This is a genomic window from Streptomyces sp. NPDC058671 (assembly GCF_042716475.1).
Taxonomy (GTDB): domain Bacteria; phylum Actinomycetota; class Actinomycetes; order Streptomycetales; family Streptomycetaceae; genus Streptomyces.
In genome coordinates this window covers 1-25,883 of record NZ_JBHXSA010000041.1, presented here as the reverse complement: position 1 = coordinate 25,883, position 25,883 = coordinate 1, and the positions used below count along the sequence as shown (strand labels likewise).

The 25,883-nt window shown below is 71.7% G+C and carries 22 protein-coding genes; 11 read left to right on the top strand and 11 right to left on the bottom strand.

Annotated features, from left to right (window positions below; translation table 11 throughout):
* Positions 1-121 precede the first annotated feature (121 nt).
* Positions 122-628: a MarR family winged helix-turn-helix transcriptional regulator gene (locus ACFWV2_RS31780; RefSeq protein ID WP_384410484.1), complete on the bottom strand. Its 507-nt coding sequence runs from the start codon at positions 626-628 to the stop codon at positions 122-124.
* A 121-nt stretch (positions 629-749) separates the two neighbouring features.
* Here ACFWV2_RS31780 and ACFWV2_RS31775 point away from each other — a divergent pair, with 121 nt between their 5' ends.
* From ACFWV2_RS31775 to ACFWV2_RS31765, 3 genes are read left to right on the top strand one after another with little or no spacing between them, the layout of a single operon-like run.
* The gene (locus tag ACFWV2_RS31775; protein WP_384410481.1) at positions 750-1,706 is read left to right on the top strand and encodes an EamA family transporter; all 957 of its coding nucleotides are present in this window, start codon (positions 750-752) and stop codon (positions 1,704-1,706) included.
* A gap of 5 nt (positions 1,707-1,711) precedes the next feature.
* Entirely contained in the window at positions 1,712-2,710 is a 999-nt protein-coding gene (locus ACFWV2_RS31770) for a DMT family transporter (RefSeq protein ID WP_384410478.1), read from the top strand.
* A gap of 10 nt (positions 2,711-2,720) precedes the next feature.
* On the top strand, positions 2,721-3,647 hold the full coding sequence (locus ACFWV2_RS31765) for a LysR family transcriptional regulator (protein WP_384410476.1): 927 nt from the start codon (positions 2,721-2,723) through the stop codon (positions 3,645-3,647).
* Between the two features lie 227 nt (positions 3,648-3,874).
* On the opposite strand, the gene pepN (ACFWV2_RS31760) is transcribed toward ACFWV2_RS31765, so the two are convergent.
* The 3 genes from pepN (ACFWV2_RS31760) to ACFWV2_RS31750 form a co-directional block, all read right to left on the bottom strand.
* The gene (pepN, locus tag ACFWV2_RS31760; RefSeq protein WP_384410473.1) at positions 3,875-6,460 is read right to left on the bottom strand and encodes an aminopeptidase N; all 2,586 of its coding nucleotides are present in this window, start codon (positions 6,458-6,460) and stop codon (positions 3,875-3,877) included.
* Positions 6,461-6,613: 153 nt separating this feature from the next.
* A complete protein-coding gene (locus ACFWV2_RS31755; protein ID WP_384410470.1) occupies positions 6,614-7,630 on the bottom strand; it encodes an aspartate-semialdehyde dehydrogenase in 1,017 nt (338 codons plus the stop codon).
* 135 nt (positions 7,631-7,765) lie between these two features.
* Positions 7,766-8,308 (bottom strand): CGNR zinc finger domain-containing protein, encoded by a 543-nt coding sequence (locus ACFWV2_RS31750; protein WP_384410467.1) that lies wholly within the window; start codon positions 8,306-8,308, stop codon positions 7,766-7,768.
* A 338-nt stretch (positions 8,309-8,646) separates the two neighbouring features.
* Between ACFWV2_RS31750 and ACFWV2_RS31745 the strand changes: the two genes are divergently transcribed.
* Both ACFWV2_RS31745 and ACFWV2_RS31740 read left to right on the top strand, forming a co-directional pair.
* A complete protein-coding gene (locus tag ACFWV2_RS31745) occupies positions 8,647-9,246 on the top strand; it encodes an HPP family protein (protein ID WP_384410464.1) in 600 nt (199 codons plus the stop codon).
* Between the two features lie 217 nt (positions 9,247-9,463).
* Complete coding sequence (locus ACFWV2_RS31740; protein ID WP_384410461.1) at positions 9,464-10,678, top strand: serine hydrolase domain-containing protein; 1,215 nt, start codon at positions 9,464-9,466, stop codon at positions 10,676-10,678.
* 16 nt (positions 10,679-10,694) lie between these two features.
* Here ACFWV2_RS31740 and ACFWV2_RS31735 read toward each other — a convergent pair whose 3' ends face one another.
* Together ACFWV2_RS31735 and pepN (ACFWV2_RS31730) are read right to left on the bottom strand one after the other, a co-directional pair.
* Positions 10,695-11,699 carry a hypothetical protein gene (locus tag ACFWV2_RS31735; protein ID WP_384410458.1) on the bottom strand — a complete coding sequence of 335 codons (1,005 nt, stop codon included), beginning with the start codon at positions 11,697-11,699 and terminating at the stop codon, positions 10,695-10,697.
* A 214-nt stretch (positions 11,700-11,913) separates the two neighbouring features.
* Positions 11,914-14,460 carry an aminopeptidase N gene (gene pepN, locus ACFWV2_RS31730; RefSeq protein WP_384410455.1) on the bottom strand — a complete coding sequence of 849 codons (2,547 nt, stop codon included), beginning with the start codon at positions 14,458-14,460 and terminating at the stop codon, positions 11,914-11,916.
* A 142-nt stretch (positions 14,461-14,602) separates the two neighbouring features.
* Between pepN (ACFWV2_RS31730) and ACFWV2_RS31725 the strand changes: the two genes are divergently transcribed.
* A complete protein-coding gene (locus ACFWV2_RS31725) occupies positions 14,603-15,238 on the top strand; it encodes a DsbA family protein (protein WP_384410452.1) in 636 nt (211 codons plus the stop codon).
* Between the two features lie 129 nt (positions 15,239-15,367).
* Here ACFWV2_RS31725 and ACFWV2_RS31720 read toward each other — a convergent pair whose 3' ends face one another.
* The 3 genes from ACFWV2_RS31720 to ACFWV2_RS31710 form a co-directional block, all read right to left on the bottom strand.
* Positions 15,368-16,012 carry a superoxide dismutase gene (locus ACFWV2_RS31720; RefSeq protein ID WP_384410449.1) on the bottom strand — a complete coding sequence of 215 codons (645 nt, stop codon included), beginning with the start codon at positions 16,010-16,012 and terminating at the stop codon, positions 15,368-15,370.
* A gap of 197 nt (positions 16,013-16,209) precedes the next feature.
* A complete protein-coding gene (locus tag ACFWV2_RS31715; RefSeq protein ID WP_384410446.1) occupies positions 16,210-17,619 on the bottom strand; it encodes an amino acid permease in 1,410 nt (469 codons plus the stop codon).
* Between the two features lie 114 nt (positions 17,620-17,733).
* A complete protein-coding gene (locus ACFWV2_RS31710; RefSeq protein WP_384410443.1) occupies positions 17,734-19,140 on the bottom strand; it encodes an amino acid permease in 1,407 nt (468 codons plus the stop codon).
* A 254-nt stretch (positions 19,141-19,394) separates the two neighbouring features.
* Here ACFWV2_RS31710 and ACFWV2_RS31705 point away from each other — a divergent pair, with 254 nt between their 5' ends.
* Positions 19,395-19,988: a biotin transporter BioY gene (locus ACFWV2_RS31705; RefSeq protein WP_384410440.1), complete on the top strand. Its 594-nt coding sequence runs from the start codon at positions 19,395-19,397 to the stop codon at positions 19,986-19,988.
* 73 nt (positions 19,989-20,061) lie between these two features.
* Here ACFWV2_RS31705 and ACFWV2_RS31700 read toward each other — a convergent pair whose 3' ends face one another.
* Positions 20,062-21,498 (bottom strand): amino acid permease, encoded by a 1,437-nt coding sequence (locus ACFWV2_RS31700; RefSeq protein WP_384410437.1) that lies wholly within the window; start codon positions 21,496-21,498, stop codon positions 20,062-20,064.
* Positions 21,499-21,693: 195 nt separating this feature from the next.
* Here ACFWV2_RS31700 and ACFWV2_RS31695 point away from each other — a divergent pair, with 195 nt between their 5' ends.
* Positions 21,694-22,188 carry a ribose-5-phosphate isomerase gene (locus ACFWV2_RS31695; RefSeq protein ID WP_073807410.1) on the top strand — a complete coding sequence of 165 codons (495 nt, stop codon included), beginning with the start codon at positions 21,694-21,696 and terminating at the stop codon, positions 22,186-22,188.
* Entirely contained in the window at positions 22,188-23,006 is an 819-nt protein-coding gene (locus ACFWV2_RS31690; protein ID WP_384410434.1) for an Fpg/Nei family DNA glycosylase, read from the top strand. Before ACFWV2_RS31695 ends, ACFWV2_RS31690 begins: the two co-directional genes overlap by 1 nt.
* A 19-nt stretch (positions 23,007-23,025) precedes the next feature.
* Here ACFWV2_RS31690 and ACFWV2_RS31685 read toward each other — a convergent pair whose 3' ends face one another.
* The gene (locus ACFWV2_RS31685) at positions 23,026-24,255 is read right to left on the bottom strand and encodes a GNAT family N-acetyltransferase (RefSeq protein WP_384410431.1); all 1,230 of its coding nucleotides are present in this window, start codon (positions 24,253-24,255) and stop codon (positions 23,026-23,028) included.
* A gap of 106 nt (positions 24,256-24,361) precedes the next feature.
* On the opposite strand from ACFWV2_RS31685, the gene ACFWV2_RS31680 reads away from it, so the two are divergent.
* Positions 24,362-25,507: a PP2C family protein-serine/threonine phosphatase gene (locus ACFWV2_RS31680; RefSeq protein WP_384410429.1), complete on the top strand. Its 1,146-nt coding sequence runs from the start codon at positions 24,362-24,364 to the stop codon at positions 25,505-25,507.
* 146 nt (positions 25,508-25,653) lie between these two features.
* The gene (locus tag ACFWV2_RS31675) at positions 25,654-25,848 is read left to right on the top strand and encodes a hypothetical protein (protein ID WP_015033610.1); all 195 of its coding nucleotides are present in this window, start codon (positions 25,654-25,656) and stop codon (positions 25,846-25,848) included.
* The last annotated feature ends 35 nt before the right edge of the window (positions 25,849-25,883 follow it).

The window sequence follows — 25,883 nt, the reverse complement described above, 5'->3', positions numbered from 1 at the left end:
TTTTTTTTATACACCCCCCCCATCCCCGCCCGCCCCCCAACAAACCCGCCCCGGGGGGGGCCCCGCACGGTACCGACGTACCGTGCGGCGCCCTCGCGTGCGTGCGACCCTTCGCCCGGTCTCAGGCGGTGGTGGCGAGCAGCTTGCGCAGCAGTCCGGCCAGCTGGTCCGCCTCCTCCTCGGTGAGCGCGCCCTCCAGCGCGGCCCGCTGCTCCGCGAGGCCGGCCCCGACGGCCCGGTCCACCAGTTCCCTGCCGCGCTCGCTGAGGGTGACCCGCAGTCCGCGCCGGTCGTTCGGGTCGGGGCTGCGGGTGAGCAGCCCGGCCTTCTCCAGCTTGTCGAGCCGCCCGGTCATCCCGCCGGTGGTGATCATCAGGGTGGCGGTCAGTTCGCGCGGTGAGAGCGTGTACGGCTCCCCGGACCGCCGCAGCGTCGCGAGCACGTCGAACTCCCCGAGCGCCATGCCGTAGGGCGCGTACGCCTTGTCCACCCTGCCGCGCATGGCGTTGGCCAGCCGGTAGATCCGTCCGAAGACCGCCATGGGGACGGTGTCCAGGTCGGGGCGGACCGCCGCCCACTGGTCGGTGATGGCGTCGACGGCGTCGTGCGCGGGGCTCTGCGTGTCCATGGCCTCAGTCTTCCCCTCCTTCCTCTTCGATCGCAACTAAGCCACTTGCAAGTAAGTAGCTTAGTGGTAAGTTAATTAGCGCCAAGCAAGTTCGGCGCCCGCACCGAGGGGGAGACCAGTCATGTCCAGCAAGGCGGCCGTCGTCGCGCTCACCGCCCTCGCCCCGATCTCCTGGGGCTCCACCTACTTCGTCACCACGGAGTTCCTGCCGCCCGACCGGCCGCTGTTCACCGGCCTGATGCGCGCCCTGCCTGCCGGGCTCCTCCTCGTGGGGCTCACCCGCACGCTCCCGCGGGGCGCCTGGTGGTGGAAGGCCGCCGTCCTCGGGGCGCTCAACATCGGCGCCTTCTTCCCGTTGCTCTTCCTCGCCGCCTACCGTCTCCCCGGCGGTGTCGCCGCCGTCGTCGGCTCTGTCGGCCCGCTCTTCGTCGTCGGCCTCGCCACCCTCCTCCTGGGGGAGAGGCCGACCGCGAAGTCCCTGCTCACCGCCGTCGCGGCGGCCTTCGGCGTCAGCCTCGTGGTCCTCAAGGCCGGGGGGGCGTTCGATCTCGTCGGCGTGGCCGCCGGACTGCTCTCCGCCCTCTCGATGTCGGTGGGCGTCGTCCTCACCAAGCGCTGGGGCCGCCCCGAGGGCGTCGGGGCCCTCGCGCTCACCGGCTGGCAGCTCACCGCGGGCGGCCTGGTCATCCTCCCGGTCGCCTTCCTGATCGAGGGCGCCCCGCCGGCGCTCACCGGCACCCATCTGGCCGGGTACGCCTACCTCGCCCTCGGCAACACCGCGATCTCCTACTTCCTCTGGTTCCGCGGTATCGGCCGGCTCAGCGCCTCCTCGGTCACCCTCCTGGGTCCGCTCTCGCCGATCACCGCCGCGATCATCGGGTGGGCAGCGCTCGGTCAGGCGCTCGGCCCGGTGCAGGTGCTCGGCATGGTGATCGCCTTCGGCGCCACCCTGGCGGGCCAGCTGGGTCCCCGCGCCCGGAGGGAGCCGGTTCCGCTCACGACCGAACCGTTCAGCTCAGCTGAAGAGAATGGTCGAAAGGATTCGATGGACCTGGAGGTTTCGGGGGTGCGACGGTAGGCGGCATGAACCTGATCACCGCCCGCCTCCCGACCACCCCCACCACCGGCCCCCGCCCCGCCGCCATCACCCCCGGCCCCACCTTCACCGAGACGCCGACGCCCGCGAGGAAGCTCGCACGGGGCGCCGGCCTCGGCGTGCTCCTCGCCCTGCTCGCCACCGTCGTCTGGTCGGGCAGTTTCGTCGCCACCCGCGACATGGCCGACAGCGTCCCTCCCGTCCAGGCCGTCTTCTGGCGCTGGGTCATCGCGCTGCTCGCCGTCGCCCCGTTCGCCGCCCGCCCGTTCCTGCGGCAGTGGCGGACGATCCGCCGTCACCTCGGCTTCGTCGCCCTCGCCTCGCTGTTCGGCGTCGCCCTCTACAACACCCTCGTGCACCAGGCCGGCCTGACCACCTCCGCCTCCAACATGGGCATGATCATGGCCGCCGCCCCGGTGGTCATGGCGGTCTACGCCCGGCTCGGCGGCGAACGCCTCGGCGCCCGCCGCGTCCTCGGGATGCTCACCGCCGCCCTGGGCGTCCTCCTGCTCGTCGGAAAGGGCTCGCTCGCGGTGGACCTCTCCGCCGGCGACCTGTGGATGTTCGCCGCCGCCCTCTCCTTCGCCTCGTACAGCGCCCTGCTCAAGCGCAAGCCCGCCGAGATCGACGGACTGGCCTTCCTCTTCACCACCTTCCTGCTCGGCGCGCTGATGCTCGCCCCCGTGTACGCCGTGTCCCTCGCCGTCCAGGGCGGGTTCACCGTCGGCGTGGCGACCGTCGGCCCCCTGCTGTACGTCGGGGTCTTCTCGTCCGCCGTCGCCTTCTTCGCCTGGAACAAGGCGATCGCCCTCATCGGCGCGGCCCGCGCGGGCGTCGTCTACTACCTCCAGCCCGTCTGCGTCGCCGTCCTGTCGTACGCGCTGCTCGGCGAGCGCCTCGGCGTCCTCGGGGCCGCCTGCATGGCGCTCATCCTCGGCGGGGTGGCGCTGGCCTCCGCCACCACCGGGGCGCGGAAGGCCGGATAGGTTGCGCCCCATGACCGAGTGGGACATCAAGAAGCTCCAGATCCTCCGCACCCTCCGCGACCGCGGCACCGTCACGGCGACCGCTGAGGCGCTGCTCATGACCCCCTCGGCCGTGTCCCAGCAGCTCACCAACCTCGCGAAACAGCTCGGCGTACGGCTCCTGGAGGCCCAGGGCCGCAGGGTCCGGCTCACCGACGCCGCCCATCTGGTGCTGCGGCACGCGGAAGTGGTCTTCGCCCAGCTGGAGCGGGCCGACGCCGAACTCGACGGCTACCTGCGGGGCGAGGCGGGGCAGGTGCGGGTGGCGGCGTTCTCCACCTCCGTGCCCGCCCTCCTCGTCCCCGCCGTACGGCAGTTGCGGACCGCGCACCCCGGGCTCGACGTCCGGATCCGGGAGGCCGAGGCGGCGGAGGCGTACGAGCTGCTCTCGGCCGGCGAGGTCGACCTGGCGCTCTCGCTGGCCGCGCACGCGCCCTCCGCGCGCGACCCCAAGTTCAGCCGGGTGCCGCTGCTCGCCGATCCGCTCGACGTCGCCCTGCCCGCGGGCCATCCGTGTGCCGACGTCCCCGCGCTGCGGCTCGCGGACCTCGCGGCCGAGCCGTGGATCTTCGGGGGGTCGGGGCCCTGGTCCGAGATCACCACGGCCGCCTGCGAGGCAGCCGGCTTCGTCCCCGAGCAGGCCCACAGCGCCTCCGGCTGGACCGCCATCCTCGCCATGGTCGAGGCGGGGATGGGCATCGCGCTCGTCCCCCGGATGGCCTCCGCGGAACGCCGGGGCGGCGCCGGGGTCGTCATGCGCGTCCTCTCCGCCGACCAGCCGCGCCGCCATGTCGTCGCGGCGGTACGGCGCGGGGCGGAGGAGGGCCCGGCGGTGGCCCGGGTGCTCGCCGCACTCAGGCAGTCGGCCGCGGCCCGCGAGACCGTTCAGCAGAGCTGAACGGACGTGTCGGGAACATTCGGGGGGCGGAGTGCCGGGGCGGGAGGAGGCTCGCACAGCCTCGACGAGAACGCCGAACCGCACGCCGACAGCATCCCAACGCCCGCGTCCCCTCCACCCCCGCCCGGGGGAGCGGCAGCGGACCGACGCCCGCCCGGCGGGCCGCAGACACGGATAAGGGGCGCCCCACGGGGGAGGCGCCCCTTATCCGTACCGGATCAGCGGGTTCAGACCGCCGCGGCCGAGTCCGCCGCCCGGGCCCTGAGGGCGCGCTCGACGCCCGCGCGGCACTCCGTCACCAGACGCCGCAGCGCCGGGGCCGGGTCGTGCTCCGCGAGCCAGGCGTCCGTCGCGTCCAGGGTCTCCTGCGAGACCTGGAGCGTCGGGTAGAGGCCGACCACGATCTGCTGGATCATCTCGTGGCTGCGGGTCTCCGAGACGCCCTTGATCGCGGCGAAGTACTTCGCCGTGTACGGGGCGAGCAGCTCGCGCTGGTCGGACTGGACGAAGCCGCCGATGACGGCCTCCTGCACGGCGTTCGCCAGCTTGTCGTCCTCGACGACCGAGGCCCAGGCCTCCGCCTTCGCCGCCTCCGACGGGCGGGCCGCGCGCGCGGTCGCCGCGTGCCGCTCGCCCGCCGCCGTGCGGTCGCGCTCCAGCTCGCCGGCGATCTCCGACTCGTCGTAGACACCGGTCGCCGCGAGCCGGTGGACGAACGCCCAGCGCAGCTCGGTGTCGACGGCCAGGCCCTCGATCGACTCGCGGCCCTCCAGGAGCGCCGCCAGCAGGTCCAGCTGCTGCGGGGTGCGGGCGGTCGCGGCGAAGGCGCGCGCCCACGCCAGCTGGTGGTCGCTGCCCGGCTCGGCCGCCTGGAGGTGGGCGAGCGTGGCCTCGGTCCAGCGGGCCAGCCCGGCCTCCCGCCACTCCGGCGCCGCGTACAGGTCGATGGCCGCCTTGACCTGGCCCTGGAGCGACTGGACGACGCCGATGTCGGACTCCTTGCCGACGCCGGAGAGCACGAGCTCCAGGTAGTCGCGGGTGGCCAGTTCGCCGTCGCGGGTCATGTCCCAGGCCGAGGCCCAGCACAGGGCGCGCGGCAGCGACTCGGCGAAGTCACCGAGGTGCGCGGTGACGTTCCGCAGCGACACCTCGTCGAGGCGGACCTTGGCGTACGACAGGTCGTCGTCGTTGAGGAGGACGACCGCGGGACGGGCCCTGCCCTCCAGCTTCGGCACGGCGGTCAGCTCGTCGGCCGCGATGTCGAGTTCGAGGCGCTCGGTGCGGACCAGCTTGCCGGCCTCGTCCAGGTCGTAGAAGCCGATCGCGATGCGGTGCGGGCGGAGGACCGCCTCGCCCTTGGCGCCGGCGGGCAGCGCCGGGGCCTCCTGCCGGACGGCGAAGGAGGTGATGACACCGCTCTCGTCGGTCTCGATCTCCGGGCGCAGGATGTTGATGCCGGCCGTCTCCAGCCACGCCTTCGACCAGGTCTTGAGGTCGCGTCCGGAGGTCTCCTCCAGGGCGCCGAGCAGGTCGGAGAGGCGGGTGTTGCCGAAGGCGTGTGCCTGGAAGTACGCCTGCACGCCCTTGAAGAACTCGTCCTGGCCGACGTAGGCGACGAGCTGCTTCAGGACGCTCGCGCCCTTGGCGTACGTGATCCCGTCGAAGTTGACGAGCACGTCCTCCAGGTCGTTGATCTCGGCCATGATCGGGTGCGTCGACGGCAGCTGGTCCTGGCGGTAGGCCCAGGTCTTCTCCGCGTTGGCGAAGGTCGTCCAGGCGCCCGGCCAGCGGGTGCCGGCCACGGAGGCCTGGCAGGCGACCGAGGTGTAGGTGGCGAACGACTCGTTCAGCCACAGGTCGTTCCACCACTCCATGGTGACCAGGTCGCCGAACCACATGTGGGCGAGCTCGTGCAGGATCGTCTCGGCACGCCGCTCGTACGCCGCGTCCGTCACCTTCGAGCGGAACACGTACTGGTCGCGGATGGTGACCGCGCCCGCGTTCTCCATCGCGCCCGCGTTGAACTCCGGCACGAAGAGCTGGTCGTACTTCGCGAACGGGTAGTCGTACGCGAACTTCTCCTGGAACCAGTCGAAGCCCTGGCGCGTGACGTCGAAGATGTGGTCCGCGTCGAGGAACTCGGCGAGCGACGGCCGGCAGTAGATGCCCAGCGGCACCGTCTGGCCGTCCTTCTCGTACGTCGAGTGCACCGAGTGGTACGGGCCGACGATCAGCGCGGTGATGTACGTGGAGATGCGGGGCGTCGGCTCGAAGTGCCATACATTCGAGTCGGGTCCCTGGGGCTCGGGGGCGGGGCTGTTGGAGATGACCTTCCAGCCCGTCGGCGCCTTCACGGTGAACTGGAAGGTCGCCTTCAGGTCCGGCTGCTCGAACGAGGCGAAGACGCGGCGCGCGTCCGGGACCTCGAACTGCGTGTACAGATAGGCCTGGTCGTCGACCGGGTCGACGAAGCGGTGCAGGCCCTCACCGGTGTTGGTGTACGCGCAGTCGGCGACGACCTTGAGCTCGTTGCGGCCCTGGACGAGGTGGGCCAGCGCGATCCGCGCGTCGCGGAAGACGGCGGCGACGTCCAGCGAGCGCCCGTTCAGGACGACCTCGTGGACGGCGGGGGCGACGAGGTCGATGAAGGTCGAGGCACCGGCCTCGGCGGAATCGAAGCGGACGGTGGTGACGGACCGGTAGGTGCCGCCCTCCTGCGCACCGGAGAGGTCGAGTTCGACCTCGTACGCGTCCACGGTCAGCAGCGCCGCCCGCTGCTGAGCCTCTTCACGGGTCAGGTTCGTGCCAGGCACCCGGTCAACTCCTCGGTTTCGTGACGTTTGGCCCATCCTTCCACGGGCCGCCGCCGTGGCGCACGGCACATTTCCCCGGTCCGCCCGAACGCCGGAGGGGCGGCGCCCGTAATGGGTGCCGCCCCTCCGGAGGGTCGTACGGATCAGCCGGTGTCAGCCCTTGAGCTCGGCTGCGACCAGCTCCGCGATCTGCACGGCGTTCAGCGCCGCGCCCTTGCGCAGGTTGTCGTTGGAGAGGAAGAGCGCGAGGCCGTTGTCCACGGTCTCGTCCACCCGGATCCGGCCGACGTACGAGGCGTCCTTGCCGGCCGCCTGGAGCGGCGTCGGGATCTCGGAGAGCACGACGCCCTCGGCGTCCTTGAGCAGTTCGTAGGCGCGCTCGACGCTGAGGGGGCGCTCGAAGCGGACGTTGACCTGGAGGGAGTGGCCGGAGAAGACCGGGACGCGGACACAGGTGCCGGAGACCTTGAGCCCGGGGATCTCCAGGATCTTGCGGGACTCGTTGCGGAGCTTCTGCTCCTCGTCGGTCTCGAAGGATCCGTCGTCCACGATCGAACCGGCGAGGGGCACCACGTTGAACGCGATCGGGCGCTTGTAGACGGTCGGCTCGGGGAACTCGACGGCCTCGCCGTCGAACGCCAGCCGGTCGGCGGTCTCGGCCACGGCACACGCCTGCGTGCGCAGCTCGGCGACACCGGCCACGCCCGAGCCGGAGACGGCCTGGTAGGTGGTGGCGACCAGGGCGGTGAGGCCGGCCTCCTGGTGGAGCGGCTTGAGGACCGGCATGGCGGCCATCGTGGTGCAGTTCGGGTTGGCGATGATGCCCTTGGGGCGGTCCTTGATCGCGTGCGGGTTGACCTCGGACACCACCAGCGGGACCTCGGGGTCGCGGCGCCAGGCGGAGGAGTTGTCGATCACGACGGCGCCCTGGGAGGCGACCTTCTCGGCGAGGGCCTTGGAGGTGGCGCCACCGGCGGAGAAGAGCACGATGTCGAGACCGGTGTAGTCGGCGGTGGAGGCGTCCTCGACGGTGACCCCGTCCACGACGGTGCCGGCGGAGCGGGCGGAGGCGAAGAGCCGCAGCTCGTCGACCGGGAACTTCCGCTCGGCCAGGATGCTCCGCATGACTGTGCCGACCTGACCGGTGGCTCCGACGATTCCGACCTTCACGGGGACTCCTCCGTACGTATGTGCAGGGTGCTGCCGGTCCATGATGCGTGTGTCCCCGGCCGCCTTGTCCAATCCATTGTCCAAGGGTCGGGACGCGTCCGGACGGTGCCGGGACGGTGTCGGGAGGGCCGCGGGTCAGCTCTCCTTCGTACGGGCGTAGTGGCGCGAGGCCTTGGCCCGGTTGCCGCAGGCCGCCATCGAGCACCAGCGGCGGGTGCCGTTCCGCGAGGTGTCGAAGAAGTGCAGGATGCACGCCTCGTGGGCGCAGGCCCGGATGCGGTCGGGCGCCGTGCGCAGGAGGTCCAGGTAGTCGCGGGCGGCGGTCCAGCCGGGGCCCTGGGCCGGGTCCGCGAACTCGACCCGCTCGCCGGGGCCCTCGGCGGTGAGCGTGGCCCGGATGCGGCCGTGGTCGAGGACGGTGTCGACGCGGGCGCTCGCGGCGGGGTCGCCGGGGCGGTCGACGAGCGCGGCGAGGGCGTCCCGGGCGGCGAGGGTGTGGCGCAGGGTGGCGGCGTCGGCGGAGAACCGCCGGTCGAGGGCGTTGGACGCGAGCCAGACGGCGAGCCCCTCCACTCCCGTGAGCAGGTCCTGGGGGACGCCGTCCTCGTTCCAGCGGGTGTTGAGGAGGTCGAGGGAGACGGGTTCGCCGGTGAGCGGCCGGGGGTCGACGGCGTTCATGCGGAACCTCCTCGATGGGCTAACCCCTCAAGGGTACGTGAGCGGTTGACGTCTCTCGTTGCTAACCTCTAAAGTTCTTGTGAAAGGTTAGTTCCCGAGAGTGTGCCGCCGCGCGGGGCCCGGGATGGGGCACACCGAGTACGGCCCCGAGGGGCGCGTCACCCGCTTCCGCGTCGAGCGCACGGTGGGAGACCCCGGCGGGCAGCCCCTGCGCTGGCCCCCCCCGCGGTACTCCCCGTCCAACCCCTCCACGACCTGACCCCGCGCGCGCCCGGGCCGCAGCCTGACCCCTCCCCGGCCCTCCGTACGCCCCTGCCCACCGACCCCGAGGACCGCCCGTGACCACCACCCCGGCCCCAGCCGCCCCCGCCCCCGCCCCCGCGGAAGCCACCCCCACCCCCACCGCGACCACCCCCGCGGAAGCCGCCCCCGGCCTCCACGCGTCCACCCCCGCCTCCCCCCGTCCCGGGCCGCCCCCGCGTCCCCGCCCCGCGATCCTGCTCGCCTCCACCGTCGGCAGTGTCGCCGCGCTCCTGCTCCTCGTCGCCGTCGGCACCGTGCTGGATCAGCCCCTGCTCATCCCACCGCTCGCGGCGAGCATGGCGCTCGTGGCGGGCGCCCCCGATCTCCCGCTGTCCCAGCCGCGTTCGGTCGTCGGGGGCCAGCTGCTCTCCGCCCTGACCGGCTTCGCCGTCCTGGCCGTGGCTGGCCCGGGGCTCTGGGGCGCCGCCGTCGCGGGCGGCCTCGCTCTCGGCGTCATGATGCTGGCCCGTACCCCGCACTCGCCCGCCGCGGCCACCGCCGTGATCGTCGCCCTCCAGGCCCCGCAGGTCTGGTCGTTTCTCGGCCTTCTCACCCTCGCCTCCCTCCTGCTGGTCGTCGTCGGTCTCGGGTCGGCCCGCGCCACGGGCCGGACGTATCCCGTCTACTGGTTCTGACGTCCGTTCCCAGGCCGCAGGGCCCACCGGGAGAGACCGGCCACCTCGCCGAGCCCACCGCCCTCCTCCGGATCGCCTCCATCCGCCGTACGGCCGACCCCCTGGTCAAACGGCTGAAAGGCGCTCAACCGTCGCCCCCCGCTCAACCCTCGCGCCGACCGCGTGGTCCTCCCCACCGACCGCAGCACATGACCAGCAGAACCTCAGGGGAGCCCGCATGTCAGCCATACGCACGACCCGCACCGCCCTCGCCACCGCCCTGGTCGCGGGGCTCACCGCCACGGCGCTCGCCACCCCCGCCCTCGCGGCGCCCGCACCGGAGAAGCGGGACCACACAGCCACCCGTCAGGCACTCCAGGCCGCGGTCGACTCCGGTGTGCCCGGTGCCGTCGCCGGGGCCCGCGACGGCCACGGCCTGTGGACCGGCACGGCGGGCGACCGCAAGGGTGACGACCGCTACCGGGTCGGCTCGATCACCAAGACCTTCGTCGCCACCGTCCTTCTCCAGCTCCAGGCCGAGGGCCGCGTCGACCTCGACGACCCGGTCGAGAAGTGGCTGCCCGGCGTCGTCCGGGGCAACGGTCACGACGGTCGGAACATCACCGTCCGTCAGCTGCTCAACCACACCAGCGGGATCTACAGCTACACCGAGGACGCGGCCTTCCAGGAGCGGGTGTTCGGCCCCGGTTTCCTGGAGCACCGCTACGACACCTGGAGCGGCCGGCAGCTCGTCGGCGTCGCCATGACCCATCAGCCGGAGTTCGCCCCCGGCACCGGCTGGAGCTACTCCAACACCAACTTCGTCCTGGCCGGGATGGTCATCGAGAAGGTCACCGGACGCCCGTACGGCAAGGCCGTCGAGAACCGGATCATCAAGCCGCTGAAGCTGCGCGCCACCAGCGTCCCCGGCAACAGGGTGACCGTGCCGCAGCCCAGCAGCCGGGCCTACTCCACGCTCTCCCGCGACCCGAACGCCCCCGTCCACGACGTCACCGAGCTCAACCCCTCCCTGGCCCTCGCGGCGGGCGAGATGATCTCCGACTCGTCCGACCTCCAGACCTTCTACCGGGCCCTCGTGCAGGGCCGGCTGCTCCCGAAGACGGAGATGCGCGAGCTGACCGCCACCGTCCCGATCTCCCCCGACTACCCCCTCTTCCGCTACGGCCTGGGGATCTCGTGGCAGAAGCTCAGCTGCGGCACGGAGATCTGGGGCCATGGCGGCGGCATCCACGGCTCGACCTCGGAGGCGTACGCCACCCGCGACGGGCGGCACTCCCTCGCCGCCAACTTCAACGCGGACTGGACGGGTGACACCCAGTCCGTCATCGAGGCCGAGTTCTGCGGTACGACCCCGAAGGGCCCCGACGCCAAGGGCCTCGACGCCAAGGCTCCCGGCGTGAAGGCCCTGTCCGGCCCGGTCCCGAGGAACTGACCCCGCACCCGCGGACTCACCGGGGCAGGACGACGACATACGCGGCGGGCTGCCGGTCGGGCGCGGCCATCAGGGCCGTACGCACCACGGTGGCCTGCTGGTCCATCGCCTCGCGCAGCTTGCGCGGGGTGAGGTGGACGACCGTGATGCCGAGCCGCTCCAGATGCTCCCGCTTGCGGGTGTACTCCGACCGGAGCGCGTCGTCGTCCTGCCGCGGGGCGCGGGTGTCGAGCTCCACGGCGACGGCCTGGTCGGGCCAGTAGGCGTCCACCCCGCCCAGGTGGGGGCCGCCCGGCAGCCGCAGGTCCACGTTCCACAGCGGGTCCGGCAGGGCGAACTCCCGCACCATCTGGTACAGGCGCTCCTCGGAGAGCGACCGCCCCTCGGCGAGCAGCGCGTCCACCGCGTCCACCACGTGCGGGCGGGTGAGCAGCCGGGCACGGCTCAACTCGCGGACGACCGCGCCCGGTTCGCAGTGTCCACCGCGGACCGCCTCGGTGAGCAGCCGGCGTACCGTCTCCGCGTCCGAGAGCCCCGACACCGCGTCGGCGACGGCGCGGGCGACGGGGGCCACGGGCATGCCGGTCAGCTCCACCGGCTCCGGGGACTCGGCGGCGCGCAGCACCCGCACCCAGCCGGTGGAGCGCAGCCGCCGGGTGCGCGGCACCAGGACGTCGATCCGGTCCAGGGCGGTGAGCGGGGGAGCGGAGGAGAAGCGGTGCAGGGTCAGCGCGGCGAGCCCGGTGATCATCGCGTCGGGCCCCTGTGCGGGGAGGGTCCCGGTCCTGCGGGCGTAGAGGAGGGCGGCGCGGAGCCGGTCCTCGCTGGTGGGCGGGCCGGGCTGGAGCAGGAAGACACCGGGCAGCAGCTGCTGCCAGCCGCCGGGCCGGCAGCGCGCGGCGACCTCGCCGGCCGACATGCCGAGGGTCCTCAACTGGTCCGCCGCCGCGAGGCGTTCGGGGCGGCCGGTGCGGGAGGCGCGGGGGAGGGGGTGGGGGGTGATGGGGGTGTTGTGGTTCATGCCGGGGGTCTTCCGCTTCCGAAGGCTCCCCTAACCCCTGTTACACGCTCGTCGACAATCAGGGACAAGCCTGCCCTAAAGTACGCGCGTTCGAGTGCCGATGAGGGCCGCGCCGGGGCCGCGTGCGTCACGCACACCGATCAGGGCCGCGCGCGTCACGTACACCGACGAGGGCCGCGCGCGTCCGGGCACGCGACCCCCACCGAGGGGCGCCCTACTCCGCCAGGCGGTCGCACGCCTGCGCGCGCAGCGCCCGCGCCAGGTCGTCCCGCGCCTCCAGGACCAGACGGCGCAGCGCAGGCGCCGCCGACGCGTGGGCCGACAGCCAGGCGTCCGTCGCGGTCAGCGTCGCCTCGTCGTCCTGGAGCCCCGGGAACAGGCCCCGGACCACATGGATGCCGATCTGGATGGACCGCTCGGCCCACAGCCCCTCGATCGCCGCGAAGTACTTCTCCGCGTACGGGGCGATCAGCGCACGCTGCGAGGGCTGGACGAAGCCCGCGATCGTCGCCTCCACCAGCGCGTTCGACAGGGTGTCCGACTCGACGACCTGCGCCCACGCCTGCGCCTTGACGGCGGCCGAGGGCCGCGAGGCGAGCAGCCGGACCTGGTGGCGCCTGCCCGTCGCGGTGTCGTCCCGGGCCAGCTCCGCCCCGATGCGCGCCTCGTCCGCCCGGCCGTGCGCCACGAGCGGGGAGAGCAGGGCCCAGCGCAGCTCCTGGTCGACGTCGAGCCCGTCGATCTTCGCCGTACCGTCGAGCAGCCCCTCCAGGAGCTGGAAGTCGGCGTCGGTCGAGGCCGTCGCCGCGAGGAACCGGGCCCAGGTCAGCTGGTGTTCGCTGCCCGGCACGGCCACGCGCAGCTCGCGCAGCCCGCCCTCGGCGAGCAGTCGCCCGCCCCGCTCGCGCCACTCGGGGGTCGCGAACAGGGTGACGGCCGACTTCATCCAGGCGTGCACCATCTGCAGAACGCCGATGTCGGTCTCGCGGCCCGCGAAGGCGAGTGCCACGGCGACGAAGTCCCGGGCGGGCATCAGCCCGTCACGGGTCAGGTTCCACAGCGCCGACCAGCACAGGGCGCGGGCCAGGGGGTCGGTGATGTCACCGAGGTGTGCCCGCAGGGTGGCGAGGGAGGCCTCGTCGAAGCGGATCTTGCAGTAGGTGAGGTCGTCGTCGTTGACGAGGACGAGGTCGGGCCTCTCCTCGCCCGTCAGGCCGGTGACGACGGTCCGCGCGCCGGTGATGTCGGCCTCGGCCCGCGCGTACCGGACGAGCTCCCCGCCGGAGACGCGGTACAGGCCGACGGCGGCCCGGTGCGGACGCAGCGCGTCGCCCTCCTGGACGACGGCGAGTTCGGTGATCCGGCCCTCCGCGTCGGAGGTGACGACGGGCGTCAGGGTGTTCACCCCGGAGGTCTGGAGCCAGGACTTCGCCCAGGCCCGCATGTCGCGTCCCGAGGTCTCCTCCAGGATCGTGAGGAGGTCGGCGAGCCGCGTGTTCCCGTAGGCGTGGCGCTTGAAGTAGCGGCGGGCGCCCTCCATGAACGCGTCCCGGCCCGCGTAGGCGACGAGCTGCTTGAGCACCGCCGCGCCCTTGGCGTAGGTGATGCCGTCGAAGTTGAGCTTGGCGTCCTCCAGGTCACGGATGTCGGCCGTGATCGGGTGCGTGGACGGCAGCTGGTCGGCGCGGTACGCCCAGGCCTTGCGGTTGTTGGCGAAGGTCACCCAGCTGTTGGTGAAGCGGGTCGCCTCGGCGTTCGCGAAGGAGCCCATGAAGTCGGCGAAGGACTCCTTCAGCCACAGGTCGTCCCACCACACCATGGTGACGAGGTCGCCGAACCACATGTGCGCCATCTCGTGCAGGATGACGTTGGCCCGGCTCTCGTAGGCGGCCTGGGTCACCTTGCCCCGGTAGACGTACTCCTCGCGGAAGGTCACCATGCCCGGGTTCTCCATCGCGCCGAGGTTGTACTCGGGGACGAAGGCCTGGTCGTACTTCCCGAAGGGGTACGGGTAGTCGAAGTTGTCGTGGAAGAAGTCGAGGCCCTGCTTGGTGATCAGGAAGATGTCGTCCGCGTCGAAGTGCCGCGCGAGCCCCTTGCGGCACATCGCGCCGAGCGGGATCACCAGATCGCCGCGCGTGTAGGTGTCCGTGACGTAGTGGTAGGGGCCGGCGACGACACACGTGATGTACGTGGAGATCGGCGCCGTCTCGGCGAACCGCCACACGCCCTCGGCGTCCTGCTCGCCCGCGCCGTTCGACCAGACCGTCCAGCCCTCGGGCGCGGTCACCGAGAAGCGGTACGGCGCCTTGAGGTCGGGCTGCTCGAAGTTGGCGTACACCCGGCGGGCGTCGGCCGGCTCGTACTGGGTGTAGAGGTAGACCTCGCCGTCCTCGGGGTCGACGAAGCGGTGCAGGCCTTCACCGGTCCGGCTGTAGGCGCACCGCGCGTCCACCACCAGCGTGTTCTCGTCGGCGAGGCCGTCGAGCGTGATCCGCGAGCCGTCGAAGACGACCGCCGGGTCGAGGGAGCGCCCGTTGAGGGTGACCGCGTCCACGGCGGGGGCGATCAGGTCGACGAACGTGCTCGTGCCCTCGCCGGTGCGACGGAAGCGGATCGTCGTCTCCGAACGGAACGTCCGCACCGCCTCGGCACGGTCGCCGACCGCCGACCGCAGGTCGAGGGCGACCTCGTACCCGTCGACGGACAGCAGGGCCGCCCGCTCGTGGGCCTCGTCGCGGGACAGGTTCTCACCGGGCACGGTCACTCCTTCGTGGCGCGTTCGAAACAGCACCGATCCTCCCATGTGCCACTGTCACCGGACGCACGGGAATGCGGTCACCGGCCCGTGGCGTTGCCTCCTTTCGGCGCACCGCCTTCCGACGGCCGTACCGAGGAGTGACATGTCCGAGACCAGGACCACCGCCGAGTTCTTCTTCGACCCGCTGTGCCCGTGGGCGTGGATGACCTCCCGCTGGATGCTGGAGGTCGAGAAGGTGCGGCCGGTCGACGTCAGCTGGAAGGTGATGAGCCTGGCCGTGCTCAACGAGAACCGGCTCGACGAGCTCCCGGAGGAGTACCGGGAGATGCTGGAGACCCAGGCGTGGGGCCCGGTCCGGGTCGTCATAGCCGCTCAGCAGCTGCACGGCGACGAGGTCGTCGGCAAGCTCTACACCGCGCTCGGCACCCGCTTCCACAACGACGGCGAGGGTGCCACCCGCGAGGCGATCGTCGCGGCCCTGACGGACGTCGGCCTGCCGGAGGACCTGGCGGACTACGCCGACAAGGACACGTACGACACGGAGCTGCGCGCCTCCCACAAGGAGGGCATCGACAAGGTCGGCCAGGACGTCGGCACCCCCGTCATCGCGGTCCCGGGACCCGAGGGCGACGAGGTCGCCTTCTTCGGTCCCGTCGTCACCCCGACCCCGCGCGGCGAGGCGGCGGCCCGGCTGTGGGACGGCACGCTGCTCGTGGCGTCGACGCCGGGCTTCTACGAGATCAAGCGCACCCGGACGGCGTCGCCCAGCTTCGAGTGACCGTCCCGGTACGCCGAGGAACCCCCGTGATTCACGTCATCACGGGGGTTCCTCGTCATTCCGCCCGCCGGTGAAGGTGGAGAAGACGATCACGAGCAGGACGTCGGTGAGCCCGTCGCGGGCGTCGGCTCAGAAGGAGATCAGGGGGACGGAGGCCTTGGCGGCGTGGTAGCGCCTGTTCACGTCCTGCCAGTTGACGACCTGCCACATGGCCTCGATGAAGTCGACCTTCTGGTTCTTGTACTGGAGGTAGAAGGCGTGCTCCCAGGCGTCGAAGACCAGGATCGGGACCGAGCCCTGGCCGACGTTGCCCTGGTGGTCGTAGACCTGCTCGACGAGGAGGCGCCCGCTGACCGGCTCGTACGCGAGGACACCCCAGCCGGAGCCCTGGGTGGTCGCGGAGGCCTTGGTCAGCTGGGCCCTGAACTTGGCGAAGGAGCCGAAGGACTCGGTGATCGCGTCCGCGAGGTCGCCGACGCCGTCGGCGGCCAGCGGCTCGCCGCCGCCCCCGTTCTTCGGGCTGTCCATGTTGTTCCAGTAGATGGAGTGGAGGATGTGGCCGGAGAGGTGGAAGGCCAGGTTCTTCTCCAGGCCGTTGATCGTTCCCCACTGGTCCTTGTCGCGGGCCTCCTCCAGCTGCTCCAGGGTGTCGTTGGCTCCCTTGACGTACGCGGCGTGGTGCTTGTCGTGGTGCAGCTCGATGATCTGGGGATTGATCACCGGCTCCAACGCCGCGTAGTCGTACGGCAGCTCCGGAAGTGTGTAGATCGCCATGCCCGGCTCCTTCAAAGGCTCCTGCTTATTGCAACCTCTATGCAAGTGCAGGCTAACAGCAGGTGCGTGCATCGGCGATCAGCCCTTCGTCCTAGGTCCCGCGTCGCCGCCCGGCCTCGCCTCCGGGCGCGCGAAACCCCCGGACCGAGCGGCGGTCGCGGGGGTTTCGGAAGCCTCGTGGGGAGGCGGAAGGGGTGTCAGGACGTACGGGCCGCCGCCCGCTGGCGTACGAACCCGACCACGGCGAGCAGCAGCGTCAGGGCGCCCGTCCCGTACAACTGCGTCCGCGTGCCCTCCTCGCGGGCCATCAGGACGAAGATCGCCGCCATGCCGGCGAGCGCCACCCAGGTCAGCACCGGGAAGGCCCACATCCGCACGACGAGCTTCTCGGGCGCCTCGCGCTCGGTGCGGCGGCGCAGCACCAGCTGGGAGGCGGCGATGAAGAACCAGACGACCAGGATGATCGCGCCGATCGTGTTGAGCAGCCAGACGAAGATGTCGTCCGGACGCCAGTAGCTGAGCAGCACGCAGCCGAAGCCGAAGACGGAGGAGACGAGCACCGCCGGACGGGGGACCCCGCCGGAGGTGCGGCCGAGCGCCTTGGGGCCCTGCCCGCGCGCGACGAGCGAACCGGCCATGCGGGAGGCGCCGTAGATGTTGGCGTTCATCGCCGAGAGCAGGGCGACGAGCACGACCACGTTCATGATCTGGCCGGCCGCCGGGATGCCCAGGTGGTCGAGGGTGGCGACGTACGGGCCCTTCTCGACGACCGCCTTGTCGTCCCACGGCACGAGGGTGACGATGACCGCCATGGAGCCGATGTAGAAGAGCGCGATCCGCCACATCGCCGTGCGCACGGCCTTGGCGACGCCCTGCACCGGGTGCTCGGACTCGGCGGCGGCGATGGTCACCGTCTCCAGACCGCCGTACGCGAAGACGGAGGCGAGCAGACCCACGATCAGGCCCTCGGAGCCGTTCGGGAAGAAGCCGCCGTCGCCGGTGAGGTTCGCGGTGCCGGGGGCGTCCGAACCGGGCAGGACACCCGCGATGGCGAGCACGCCGATCCCGAGGAAGAGGACGATCGCGCCGACCTTCAGCGCGGCGAACCAGAACTCGAACTCGCCGAAGTTCTTCACGGCCGCCAGGTTGGTGGCGCAGAAGACCAGCATGAAGAGCGCGACCCAGGCCCACTCGGGGCTGCCCGGGAACCAGCCCGTCATGATCTTCGCGGCGCCGATGCCCTCGAGGCCGACGGCGACGCAGAGCAGGAACCAGAAGGCCCACCCGGCGGTGAAGCCCGCCCAGGGGCCGAACGCCCGCTCGGCGTGGACGGAGAAGGACCCGGAGGCCGGGTTCGCCGCGGACATCTCGCCGAGCATCCGCATCACCAGCATCACGAGGATGCCGGAGAGGGCGTAGGCGATCACGATCGACGGTCCCGCGACGGCGATACCGGCACCGGAACCGACGAAGAGTCCGGCGCCGATGACACCGCCGAGGGCGATCATCGACAGATGGCGCTGCTTGAGGCCGTGCGAGAGGCCGTTCGGGGAGGTCGCCGTGTCGTCCTCGCGGTCGACGGGCTCGGGCGCGGTGGTCCGGGACATGGGCCGCCCTGTTCATTGGCTGAGACGGGGAACGCGCCACAGTCTGGGCGGACACACCGCTCACGGGGAACAGTTGTCCGCTATACGGGCACCACCTTCACACAAGGTGAAGAACTACCTGCGCTTCGTGCGCACTTCTCGTACCCCCGCCACCAGGAGCACCGCGCCCGTCGCCGCCGCCGACCACAGCACCTGCGGGCGCGCCGCGTCGTCGCACAGCATCAGGACCAGCACCGCCCCCATCGCGGCGAGCGCCACCCAGGTCAGCCACGGGAAGCCCCACATCCGCAGCGTCAGCGTCTCCGGCGCCTCCCGCTCGATCCGGCGCCGCAGCCGCAGCTGCGAGACCGCGATCAGCGCCCACACGAAGAGCAGCACCGCCCCGACCGCGTTGAGCATGTAGAGGAAGACGGAATCCGGCCACTTCAGATTGAGGAGTACGGAGACGAACCCGAAGGCCACCGAGGCGAGCACCGCCCGGCGCGGCACCCCTCCCCCGCTCTCGGCTTCGCTCCCGCGGGGGGACCCCCGTCTCGACACCCGCAGCAGCCCCTTCGGCGCCTCCCCGCGCTCCGCGAGCGAGAACACCATCCGGGAGGAGCCGTACAGGTTCGCGTTGAGCGCCGACAGCAGCGCCACGAACACCACCACGTTCATGATCTGGCCCGCCCCCGGCACCCCGATCGCGTCCAGGACCGCCACGTACGGAGACTCGCCCGGCTCCATCGACGTCCACGGCAGCAGCGTCACGATGACCAGCATCGACCCCACGTAGAAGAGGAGGATCCGCCACACCGCGCTGCGCACCGCCCGCGCCACGTTCCGCGCCGGGTCGTCCGACTCGGCCGCCGCGATCGTGACGACCTCCAGGCCGCCGAAGGCGAAGACCACGGCGAGGACACCGGAGACGACCCCGGCCCAGCCGTTCGGCAGGAAACCGCCCTGCCCGGTCAGGTTCGCCAGGCCCACCGGGTCCGTGTCGGGCAGCCAGCCCACGATCGCGAGGACGCCGAGCACCAGGAAGAGGACGATCGCGCCGACCTTGAGCGCCGCGAACCAGAACTCGAACTCGCCGAAGTTCTTCACCGACGCGAGGTTGGCGAGGGTGAACACGACCATGAAGACCAGCACCCACCCCCACTGCGGCACCCCCGGCGTCCAACCGTGCGCGATGCGCGCCGCGCCCGTCGCCTCCACGGCGAGGACCACCACGAGCAGGAACCAGTACAGCCAGCCCACCGAGAAGCCCGCCCACCTGCCGAGGGCCCGCTCGGCGTGGACCGAGAAGGCACCCGAAGCGGGCATCGCCGCCGACATCTCGCCCAGCATCCGCATGACCAGCATCGCGAGCACGCCGGCGATCAGATACGAGACCACGATCCCGGGCCCGGCGACGGCGATGCCGGCACCCGAGCCGACGAAGAGCCCGGCGCCGATCACTCCGCCCAGCCCCAGCATCGTCAGGTGACGCTGCTTCAGACCGTGGGAGAGGGGCTCCGGTTCGGGGGTGAAGTCGTGCATAGGGGGGCTCGTGCTCTCTGGCGGTTTATGGAGACCCCACAGTCTCTCCAGTGAAAGCCCCCTGGCGCAAAAGGGACCTCCGTGCGGGAGTGCCCAGTGACAAGCATCACGTGGCGCGCAGGGTGATCCGCAGCCTTTGTTCGGTCTCCACGAAGCGCCCGGCCACCGCTTTGTCGGCGGCTGACGGTGATCGAGCGTTCACTCCTGGCATACCGTCAACCTGACCCACCCACCCTCACCCTCGCGGAGTACCGATGAGCACCGCCGCCGCCCCCACCCGTACCCTCCGTGCGGGCACCGTCCTCGCCGACCTGCTTCCGTCGAGCCGCACCCGGGACATCGCCCTCGTCGTCGGCGGCGCCGCCCTCACCGGTCTCGCCGCGCAGCTCTCGGTCCCGGTCCCCGGCTCCCCGGTCCCGGTCTCCGGCCAGACCTTCGCCGCACTGCTCGTCGGCACCGCCCTCGGCGCCCGCCGCGGCTTCCTCGCCCTCGCGCTGTACGCCGTGGCCGGCATGGCGGGCGTGCCGTGGTTCGCGCAGGCCACCTCCGGCTACGGCATGCCGTCCTTCGGCTACATCCTCGGCATGCTCCTCGCCGCCACCGTCGTCGGCGCCCTCGCCCGCCGCGGTGCCGACCGCTCGGTGCTCCGCGCGGCCGGCGCGATGGCCCTCGGCTCCGCGGTCATCTACGCGGTCGGCGTCCCCTACCTGGCGCTCGCCACCGGCATGACCCTCGGCCAGGCCGTCGCCGCCGGACTCACCCCGTTCCTCATCGGCGACGCCCTCAAGGCCGCCCTCGCGATGGGCGCCCTGCCGGCCGCCTGGAAGCTGCTCGGCGACAGGGGCTGAGCACCGCGCGCGTACGAGGAGGGCCCGCCGTTCCCCGAGGAACGGCGGGCCCTCCCGTATGGGGCCTTCGGCGCTAGACGCGCTCGGAGGCCTTCCCGAACCGCTCCTTGACCAGCGCGACCACGATCACGAGCGCGGCCACCAGGAGCGAGAGCACGACCTGCTCGCGGGCGCTGCCGCCGTCGTAGAGCATGTAGCCGAGGACGAAGACGATCATGGCGATCGTCGCCCAGGTCAGGTACGGGAAGAGCCACATCTTCACAACCAGCTTCTCCGGCGTCTCGCGCAGGATGATGCCGCGCATCTTCAGCTGCGTCACACAGATGACCAGCCAGACGAAGAGCGCGACCGCGCCGGAGGAGTTGAGCAGGAAGGCGAAGACGGTGTCGGGCCACTTGTAGTTGAAGAAGACCGCGACGAAGCCGAAGACGACCGAGCCGAGGATCGCCGCCGTCGGCACGCCCCGCTTGTTGACCTTCGCGAAGGACTTCGGCGCGTCACCGCGCCGGCCGAGCGAGAAGGCCATGCGGGAGGCCGTGTAGAGGCCCGAGTTCAGGCAGGACAGCACGGCCGTCAGGACGATCACGTTCATGACCTGGCCGGCGTGCGGGATGCCGATGGAGTCGAGGGCGGCGACGTACGAGCCCTTGTCGACGATCGACTTGTCGTTCCACGGCAGCAGCGTGAGGACGACGAAGATCGAGCCCAGGTAGAAGACGCCGATCCGCCAGATCACGCTGTTGGTGGCCTTGGTGACCGCCTTCTGCGGGTCCTCGGACTCGCCGGCGGCCAGGGTGACGATCTCACTGCCCATGAAGGAGAAGACGACCATCAGCACACCGGTCAGGATGGCTCCCGCCCCCATCGGGAAGAAGCCCCCCGCGTCGGTGAGGTGGGCGAACCCCGCGCCCGGGTTGTCGGAGCCCGGCAGGACGCCGAAGACCGCGAGCAGACCGATGACGACGAAGGCGGCGATGGCCACGACCTTGATGCCGGCGAACCAGAACTCGAACTCGCCGTACGAGGAGACCGAGGCCAGGTTGGTGGCGGTGAGCACCACCATCACGATGAGCGCCCAGGCCCACTGCGGGACGGCCGGGATCCAGCTCTCCAGGATGACGGCGCCGGCGGTCGCCTCGACGGCGAGGACGACGACCCAGAAGAACCAGTAGAGCCAGCCGATGCTGAAACCGGCCCAGCGGCCGAGGGCCTGGTCGGCGTAGGCGGAGAAGGAGCCGGAGGAGGGCCGGGCGGCGGCCATCTCCCCGAGCATCCGCATCACGAAGACGACCATGGTGCCGACGAGGGCGTACGAGAGCAGGATCGCGGGACCGGCGGCGGCGATGCCGGAGCCGGAGCCGACGAACAGGCCGGCGCCGATGACACCGCCGATGGCGATCATCGACAGGTGGCGGTTCTTGAGACCGGCCTTGAGACCGTCCGAGGAGTGCGGCGTCCCGGGGGTGCCGGTCTCCTCGCCGTCCTTCGTCAGGGTCGGTTGCGTGTTCATGGACGCTTCCTTGTGTGTGGGGGTCGCTCGGGTCGCGAGCCCGAGCATTCAACCCTGTGAACGGGGGTGATCGGAAGACCTCATTCCGGATCGTTGTACGGACGATCCGCGCGAGTCGAAGGTCCGTACCAGGACCGGCGAAGGCCCCGACCCCGCTGACCGCTACCCGGCCTCCGACATGCCACACTCGGCACCATGCGCGTCTACATCGGTTCCGACCACGCCGGATACGAACTCAAGAACCACCTCGTCGAGTGGCTCACCGCACACGGCCACGAGCCCGTCGACTGCGGTCCCCACATCTACGACGCCCTGGACGACTACCCGCCGTTCTGCCTGCGTGCCGCCGAGAAGACGGCCGCGGACGCGGACAGCCTGGGCATCGTCATCGGCGGCTCCGGCAACGGTGAGCAGATCGCCGCGAACAAGGTGAAGGGGGTGCGCGCCGCCCTCGCCTGGAGCGAGCAGACCGCCGCCCTCGGCCGCGAGCACAACAACGCCAACGTGATCTCCGTCGGCGGCCGGATGCACACCCGGGAAGAGGCGACCAAGTTCGTCGAGATCTTCCTCAACACCCCGTACTCCGGTGACGAGCGTCACACCCGCCGGATCGACATGCTCACCGCGTACGAGACCACCGGCGAGCTCCCCCCGATCCCGGCCCACCACCCGCAGGAGCCGACCGCCTGATGCCCGAGGGGCACACGATCCACCGGCTGGCCGCCGACCACCGGGAACGGTTCGGCGGCCGGTCCGTGCGGGTGACCAGCCCGCAGGGCAAGTTCGCGGACTCGGCGGCGCTGCTCGACGGCACCGTCCTCGAGACCGCCGAGGCCCACGGCAAGCACCTCTTCCTCGCCTTCGAGGACCGCGAGTGGGTCCACATCCACCTGGGCCTCTTCGGCAAGGTGACCTTCGGGGACACCGTCGACGCGCCCGCCCCGCCGCCCACCGACACCGTCCGCCTGCGCATCGCCCACCAGGACGGCTACGTCGACCTCCGCGGCCCCACCACCTGCGCCCTGATCACGGACGCCGAGAAGCGGGCGATACACGAGCGCCTCGGCCCGGACCCGCTCCGCGACGGCGACGACCCCGCCAGGGCCTGGGCCAGGATCTCGAAGTCCCGGACGACCGTCGCCGCCCTGCTCATGGACCAGAAGGTCATCGCCGGTGTCGGCAACGTCTACCGCGCCGAGGTCCTCTTCCGGCATGGCATCGACCCGTACCGCGCCGGCAAGGACCTCACGGCGGGGGAGTGGGACGCGATCTGGACCGACCTGGCGGCGCTGATGCGAGAGGGCGTACAGGCCAACCGCATCGACACGGTCCGCCCCGAGCACACCCCCGAGGCCATGGGCCGGTCCCCGCGCGTCGACGACCACGGCGGCGAGGTGTACGTCTACCGCCGCGCGACGATGCCCTGCCACCTCTGCGGCACCGAGATCCGCACGGCGATCCTCTCGTCCCGCAACCTGTTCTGGTGCCCGGCCTGCCAGACCGCCTGAGGCCCGGCGCCCGGCCCGCCTAGAAGCCGTGCGGCAGCCAAGGCGCCACAGGCGACCCGAAGGCGACCGAGGCCTCGACGAGCGCCCCTTCCCGGAGCTCCCGTACCCGCCCGGCCCCCGCCAGCGACACCAGCGAGTTCCCGCCCAGGTAGGCCGCCCCCAACTCCCGTACGGACAGCGCCAGGTCCGGCGCGTCCCCCGTACGGGTACAGCTCGCGCCCTTCCCGTCCCCGGTCAACCGCCACCGCCCCTCGTTCCAGGGGCAGAACGCGTCCTCGACCTCCAACACCACATCCACCGGCGCCTGATACGTCCGCGCCTCGAGCGCCGCCCCCACCTCCACCAGACGCACATGCAACAGGTCCCGCACGGTCGGGAAGCAGCGCCGCGCGTCGCTCACCAGGTGCTGCCACCCGTCGTCGACCGGCCGGCTGCGGATCCGCACCTCCGAGGTCAGGTCCACCGAGCAGAGGAACCGCCACAGCGCCGCCTCCGCCGCCGGGTCGAGCCCCATCAGCTGATGGACGTCCACCGCCCCCTCGGCCGCCGTGGACGACCAGTCCGACCTGACCGCGTAATGCGCGTACCCCACGACCTCCCCGCCCCGCTCCGCCAGCACGCACAGCCGGGGCGACGCGCCCTCCCGCTCGCCCGGAGGATCGATCAGCGGCAGCCGCTCCCACCCCGGCCGCCGGGCCGTCATCCCCGGCCGGGTCGGTACGAGACGCGCGTACACGCCCTCGCACACCGGCGAGGACTCCGTCAGGTCCGCCTGCCGCAGCACCACCTCGTCCGTGCCCTCCGGCACCGAGAGCCGCACCCGCGCCGTGTCGATCGTCGCCCGCACCCCGTACGCGGCGGCGCCGTACCCGAACCGTCCGTAGATCCCCGGCTCCGAGGCCGTGAGCACCGCGAGCGCCTCGCCCGCCGCCCGCAGGTCGTCCAGCTGCCGCCGCATCATCGAGGTCAGGATCCCGCGCCGCCGGTGCGTGCCGGCCACGCTCACCATCGTCACACCGGCCGCAGGGACCGACGCGCCGCCGGGCACCGTGACCCGGAACGTGAACGCCCCCGCCGTCCCCACGCACAGGTCGCCGTCCCAGGCCCCCAGGGAACGGTCGCACTCGGTCAGGTCGCGCCACAGCCGCCGCTCCTCCGGAGACTCCGGCACACCCCCGAACGCCAGCTCCAACACCCCGTACCAGCGGTCCCATTCGCTCGGGTCGAGAACCCGCAGTTCAGTCGTCATATGACATCGATATCAGCGGCACCCGCCCGGGGCGACCCGATTTCACGCACATTGTCACCGGGGTACCCCTGCGCGATGTCGGACGGGATGGATAGGGTCCAGGCCAATGGGACACCGCGCCGGAATGCACACGACCGCGGCCCGGATGCGCAGACGCGCCCGCCGGGCCCGCACCGCGCTGCGCAGGTCCGGCGTCGACTACTTCCGCGGGGACGGCTCCGACTGGCTCGCCTTCGTCGGACTCCTCCTGATGATCCCGGCCATCGCCTGCGGAACCATCCTCGACCCCGTCTGGTGCGCCCCCGCCGCGCTCGTCCTGCCCATCGTCGCCGGCGGGCTGCTGCTGCGCCCCGCCAGCCTCCTCGGCCTGTACGCGGCGGCGGCCGGCGCCCTCATCGTCGAGTCCGTCGTCCTCGGCCCCTACACCCAGGGCGCCGCCCGGGTCACCCCCGGCACCGTCCTCGTCGTCGCCGCCTGCGGCCTCTTCGGACTGCTCATCGCCCAGTTCCGGGCCCGCGTCGGCGTCCCCTGGCGGCGCGGCGGCACCATGCTCTTCGACCTGCGCGAACGCATCCGCGTCCAGAGCGCCCTGCCCCGCCTCCCGCAGGGCTGGCACCGTGAGATGGCGCTGCGCCCGGCCGGCGGCCAGTCCTTCTCGGGCGACTTCGTCGTCGCGGCCCGCACCCACGGCGGCCGCACCCTGGAGGTCGTCCTCACCGACGTCTCAGGCAAGGGCATGGACGCCGCCTCCCGCTCGCTGCTGCTCTCCGGCGCCTTCGGCGGACTCCTCGGCTCGCTCCCGCCGCACGGCTTCCTCCCCGCGGCCAACGGATATCTGCTGCGGCAGAACTGGGACGAGGGCTTCGCCACCTCCATCCACCTCGTCCTCGACCTGGACTCCGGGGACTACGAGCTGTTCTCCGCCGGCCACCTGCCCGCCCTCCAGCTCCACGCGGGCAGCGGCCGCTGGGAGGAGAAGGCCGCCGAAGGGCCCCTCCTCGGCGTCTACGACGGCGCCGACTTCCACCCGGTCAAGGGCTCGCTGCGCCCCGGTGACGTGCTGATGCTGTTCACCGACGGCCTGGTCGAGGCCGCGGACCGGGACATCGCCGAGGGCATCGACCGGCTCACGGGCGAGGCGGACCGCTGCGTCGCCGACGGCTTCGAGGGCGTCGCCTGGCACCTGATCGAGGCCGTCGCCAAGGACGTCAACGACGACCGCGCCCTTCTCCTGATCTCCCGCCCGGCCTGAGTCCTCCCGGTCCCGTGGCGACGAGACGATTCGTCACCGGGCAGCCAGGGCAGGGAGGTTGGTGGCACCATGGAGACAGCGGGGGGTGTTCCGGGACACGGGCTCCCTGGTGGGCAAGGCGGGACCGACCGAGGGTGTGATCAGTTGTGGCCATTTCACTGTCTGTGGTGTTGCTGTTGGCAATCATCCTGGTGGTGTTGATCCGAGGGGGGAACCTCAAGGGCGGCCCAGCCGTGGTCGCGGTGCTCTTCGGCTTCTTCCTCGCCTCCACCGGCATGGCCGACGACATCCAGCGCTTCCTGGACTCGATAACGCAGACGGTGGCGTCCATCAAGTTCTGACCACGGAAAAAGCTCCGGCCCGGCCCCTCGGAAGG

Coding starts and splice junctions, on each gene's coding strand:
- ACFWV2_RS31780 (WP_384410484.1), bottom strand. CDS start 628: ATGGACACGCAGAGCCCCGCGCACGACGCCGTCGACGCCATCACCGAC.
- ACFWV2_RS31775 (WP_384410481.1), top strand. CDS start 750: ATGTCCAGCAAGGCGGCCGTCGTCGCGCTCACCGCCCTCGCCCCGATC.
- ACFWV2_RS31770 (WP_384410478.1), top strand. CDS start 1,712: ATGAACCTGATCACCGCCCGCCTCCCGACCACCCCCACCACCGGCCCC.
- ACFWV2_RS31765 (WP_384410476.1), top strand. CDS start 2,721: ATGACCGAGTGGGACATCAAGAAGCTCCAGATCCTCCGCACCCTCCGC.
- ACFWV2_RS31750 (WP_384410467.1), bottom strand. CDS start 8,308: ATGAACGCCGTCGACCCCCGGCCGCTCACCGGCGAACCCGTCTCCCTC.
- ACFWV2_RS31740 (WP_384410461.1), top strand. CDS start 9,464: ATGTCAGCCATACGCACGACCCGCACCGCCCTCGCCACCGCCCTGGTC.
- ACFWV2_RS31735 (WP_384410458.1), bottom strand. CDS start 11,699: ATGAACCACAACACCCCCATCACCCCCCACCCCCTCCCCCGCGCCTCC.
- ACFWV2_RS31725 (WP_384410452.1), top strand. CDS start 14,603: ATGTCCGAGACCAGGACCACCGCCGAGTTCTTCTTCGACCCGCTGTGC.
- ACFWV2_RS31720 (WP_384410449.1), bottom strand. CDS start 16,012: ATGGCGATCTACACACTTCCGGAGCTGCCGTACGACTACGCGGCGTTG.
- ACFWV2_RS31715 (WP_384410446.1), bottom strand. CDS start 17,619: ATGTCCCGGACCACCGCGCCCGAGCCCGTCGACCGCGAGGACGACACG.
- ACFWV2_RS31710 (WP_384410443.1), bottom strand. CDS start 19,140: ATGCACGACTTCACCCCCGAACCGGAGCCCCTCTCCCACGGTCTGAAG.
- ACFWV2_RS31705 (WP_384410440.1), top strand. CDS start 19,395: ATGAGCACCGCCGCCGCCCCCACCCGTACCCTCCGTGCGGGCACCGTC.
- ACFWV2_RS31700 (WP_384410437.1), bottom strand. CDS start 21,498: ATGAACACGCAACCGACCCTGACGAAGGACGGCGAGGAGACCGGCACC.
- ACFWV2_RS31695 (WP_073807410.1), top strand. CDS start 21,694: ATGCGCGTCTACATCGGTTCCGACCACGCCGGATACGAACTCAAGAAC.
- ACFWV2_RS31690 (WP_384410434.1), top strand. CDS start 22,188: ATGCCCGAGGGGCACACGATCCACCGGCTGGCCGCCGACCACCGGGAA.
- ACFWV2_RS31685 (WP_384410431.1), bottom strand. CDS start 24,255: ATGACGACTGAACTGCGGGTTCTCGACCCGAGCGAATGGGACCGCTGG.
- ACFWV2_RS31680 (WP_384410429.1), top strand. CDS start 24,362: ATGGGACACCGCGCCGGAATGCACACGACCGCGGCCCGGATGCGCAGA.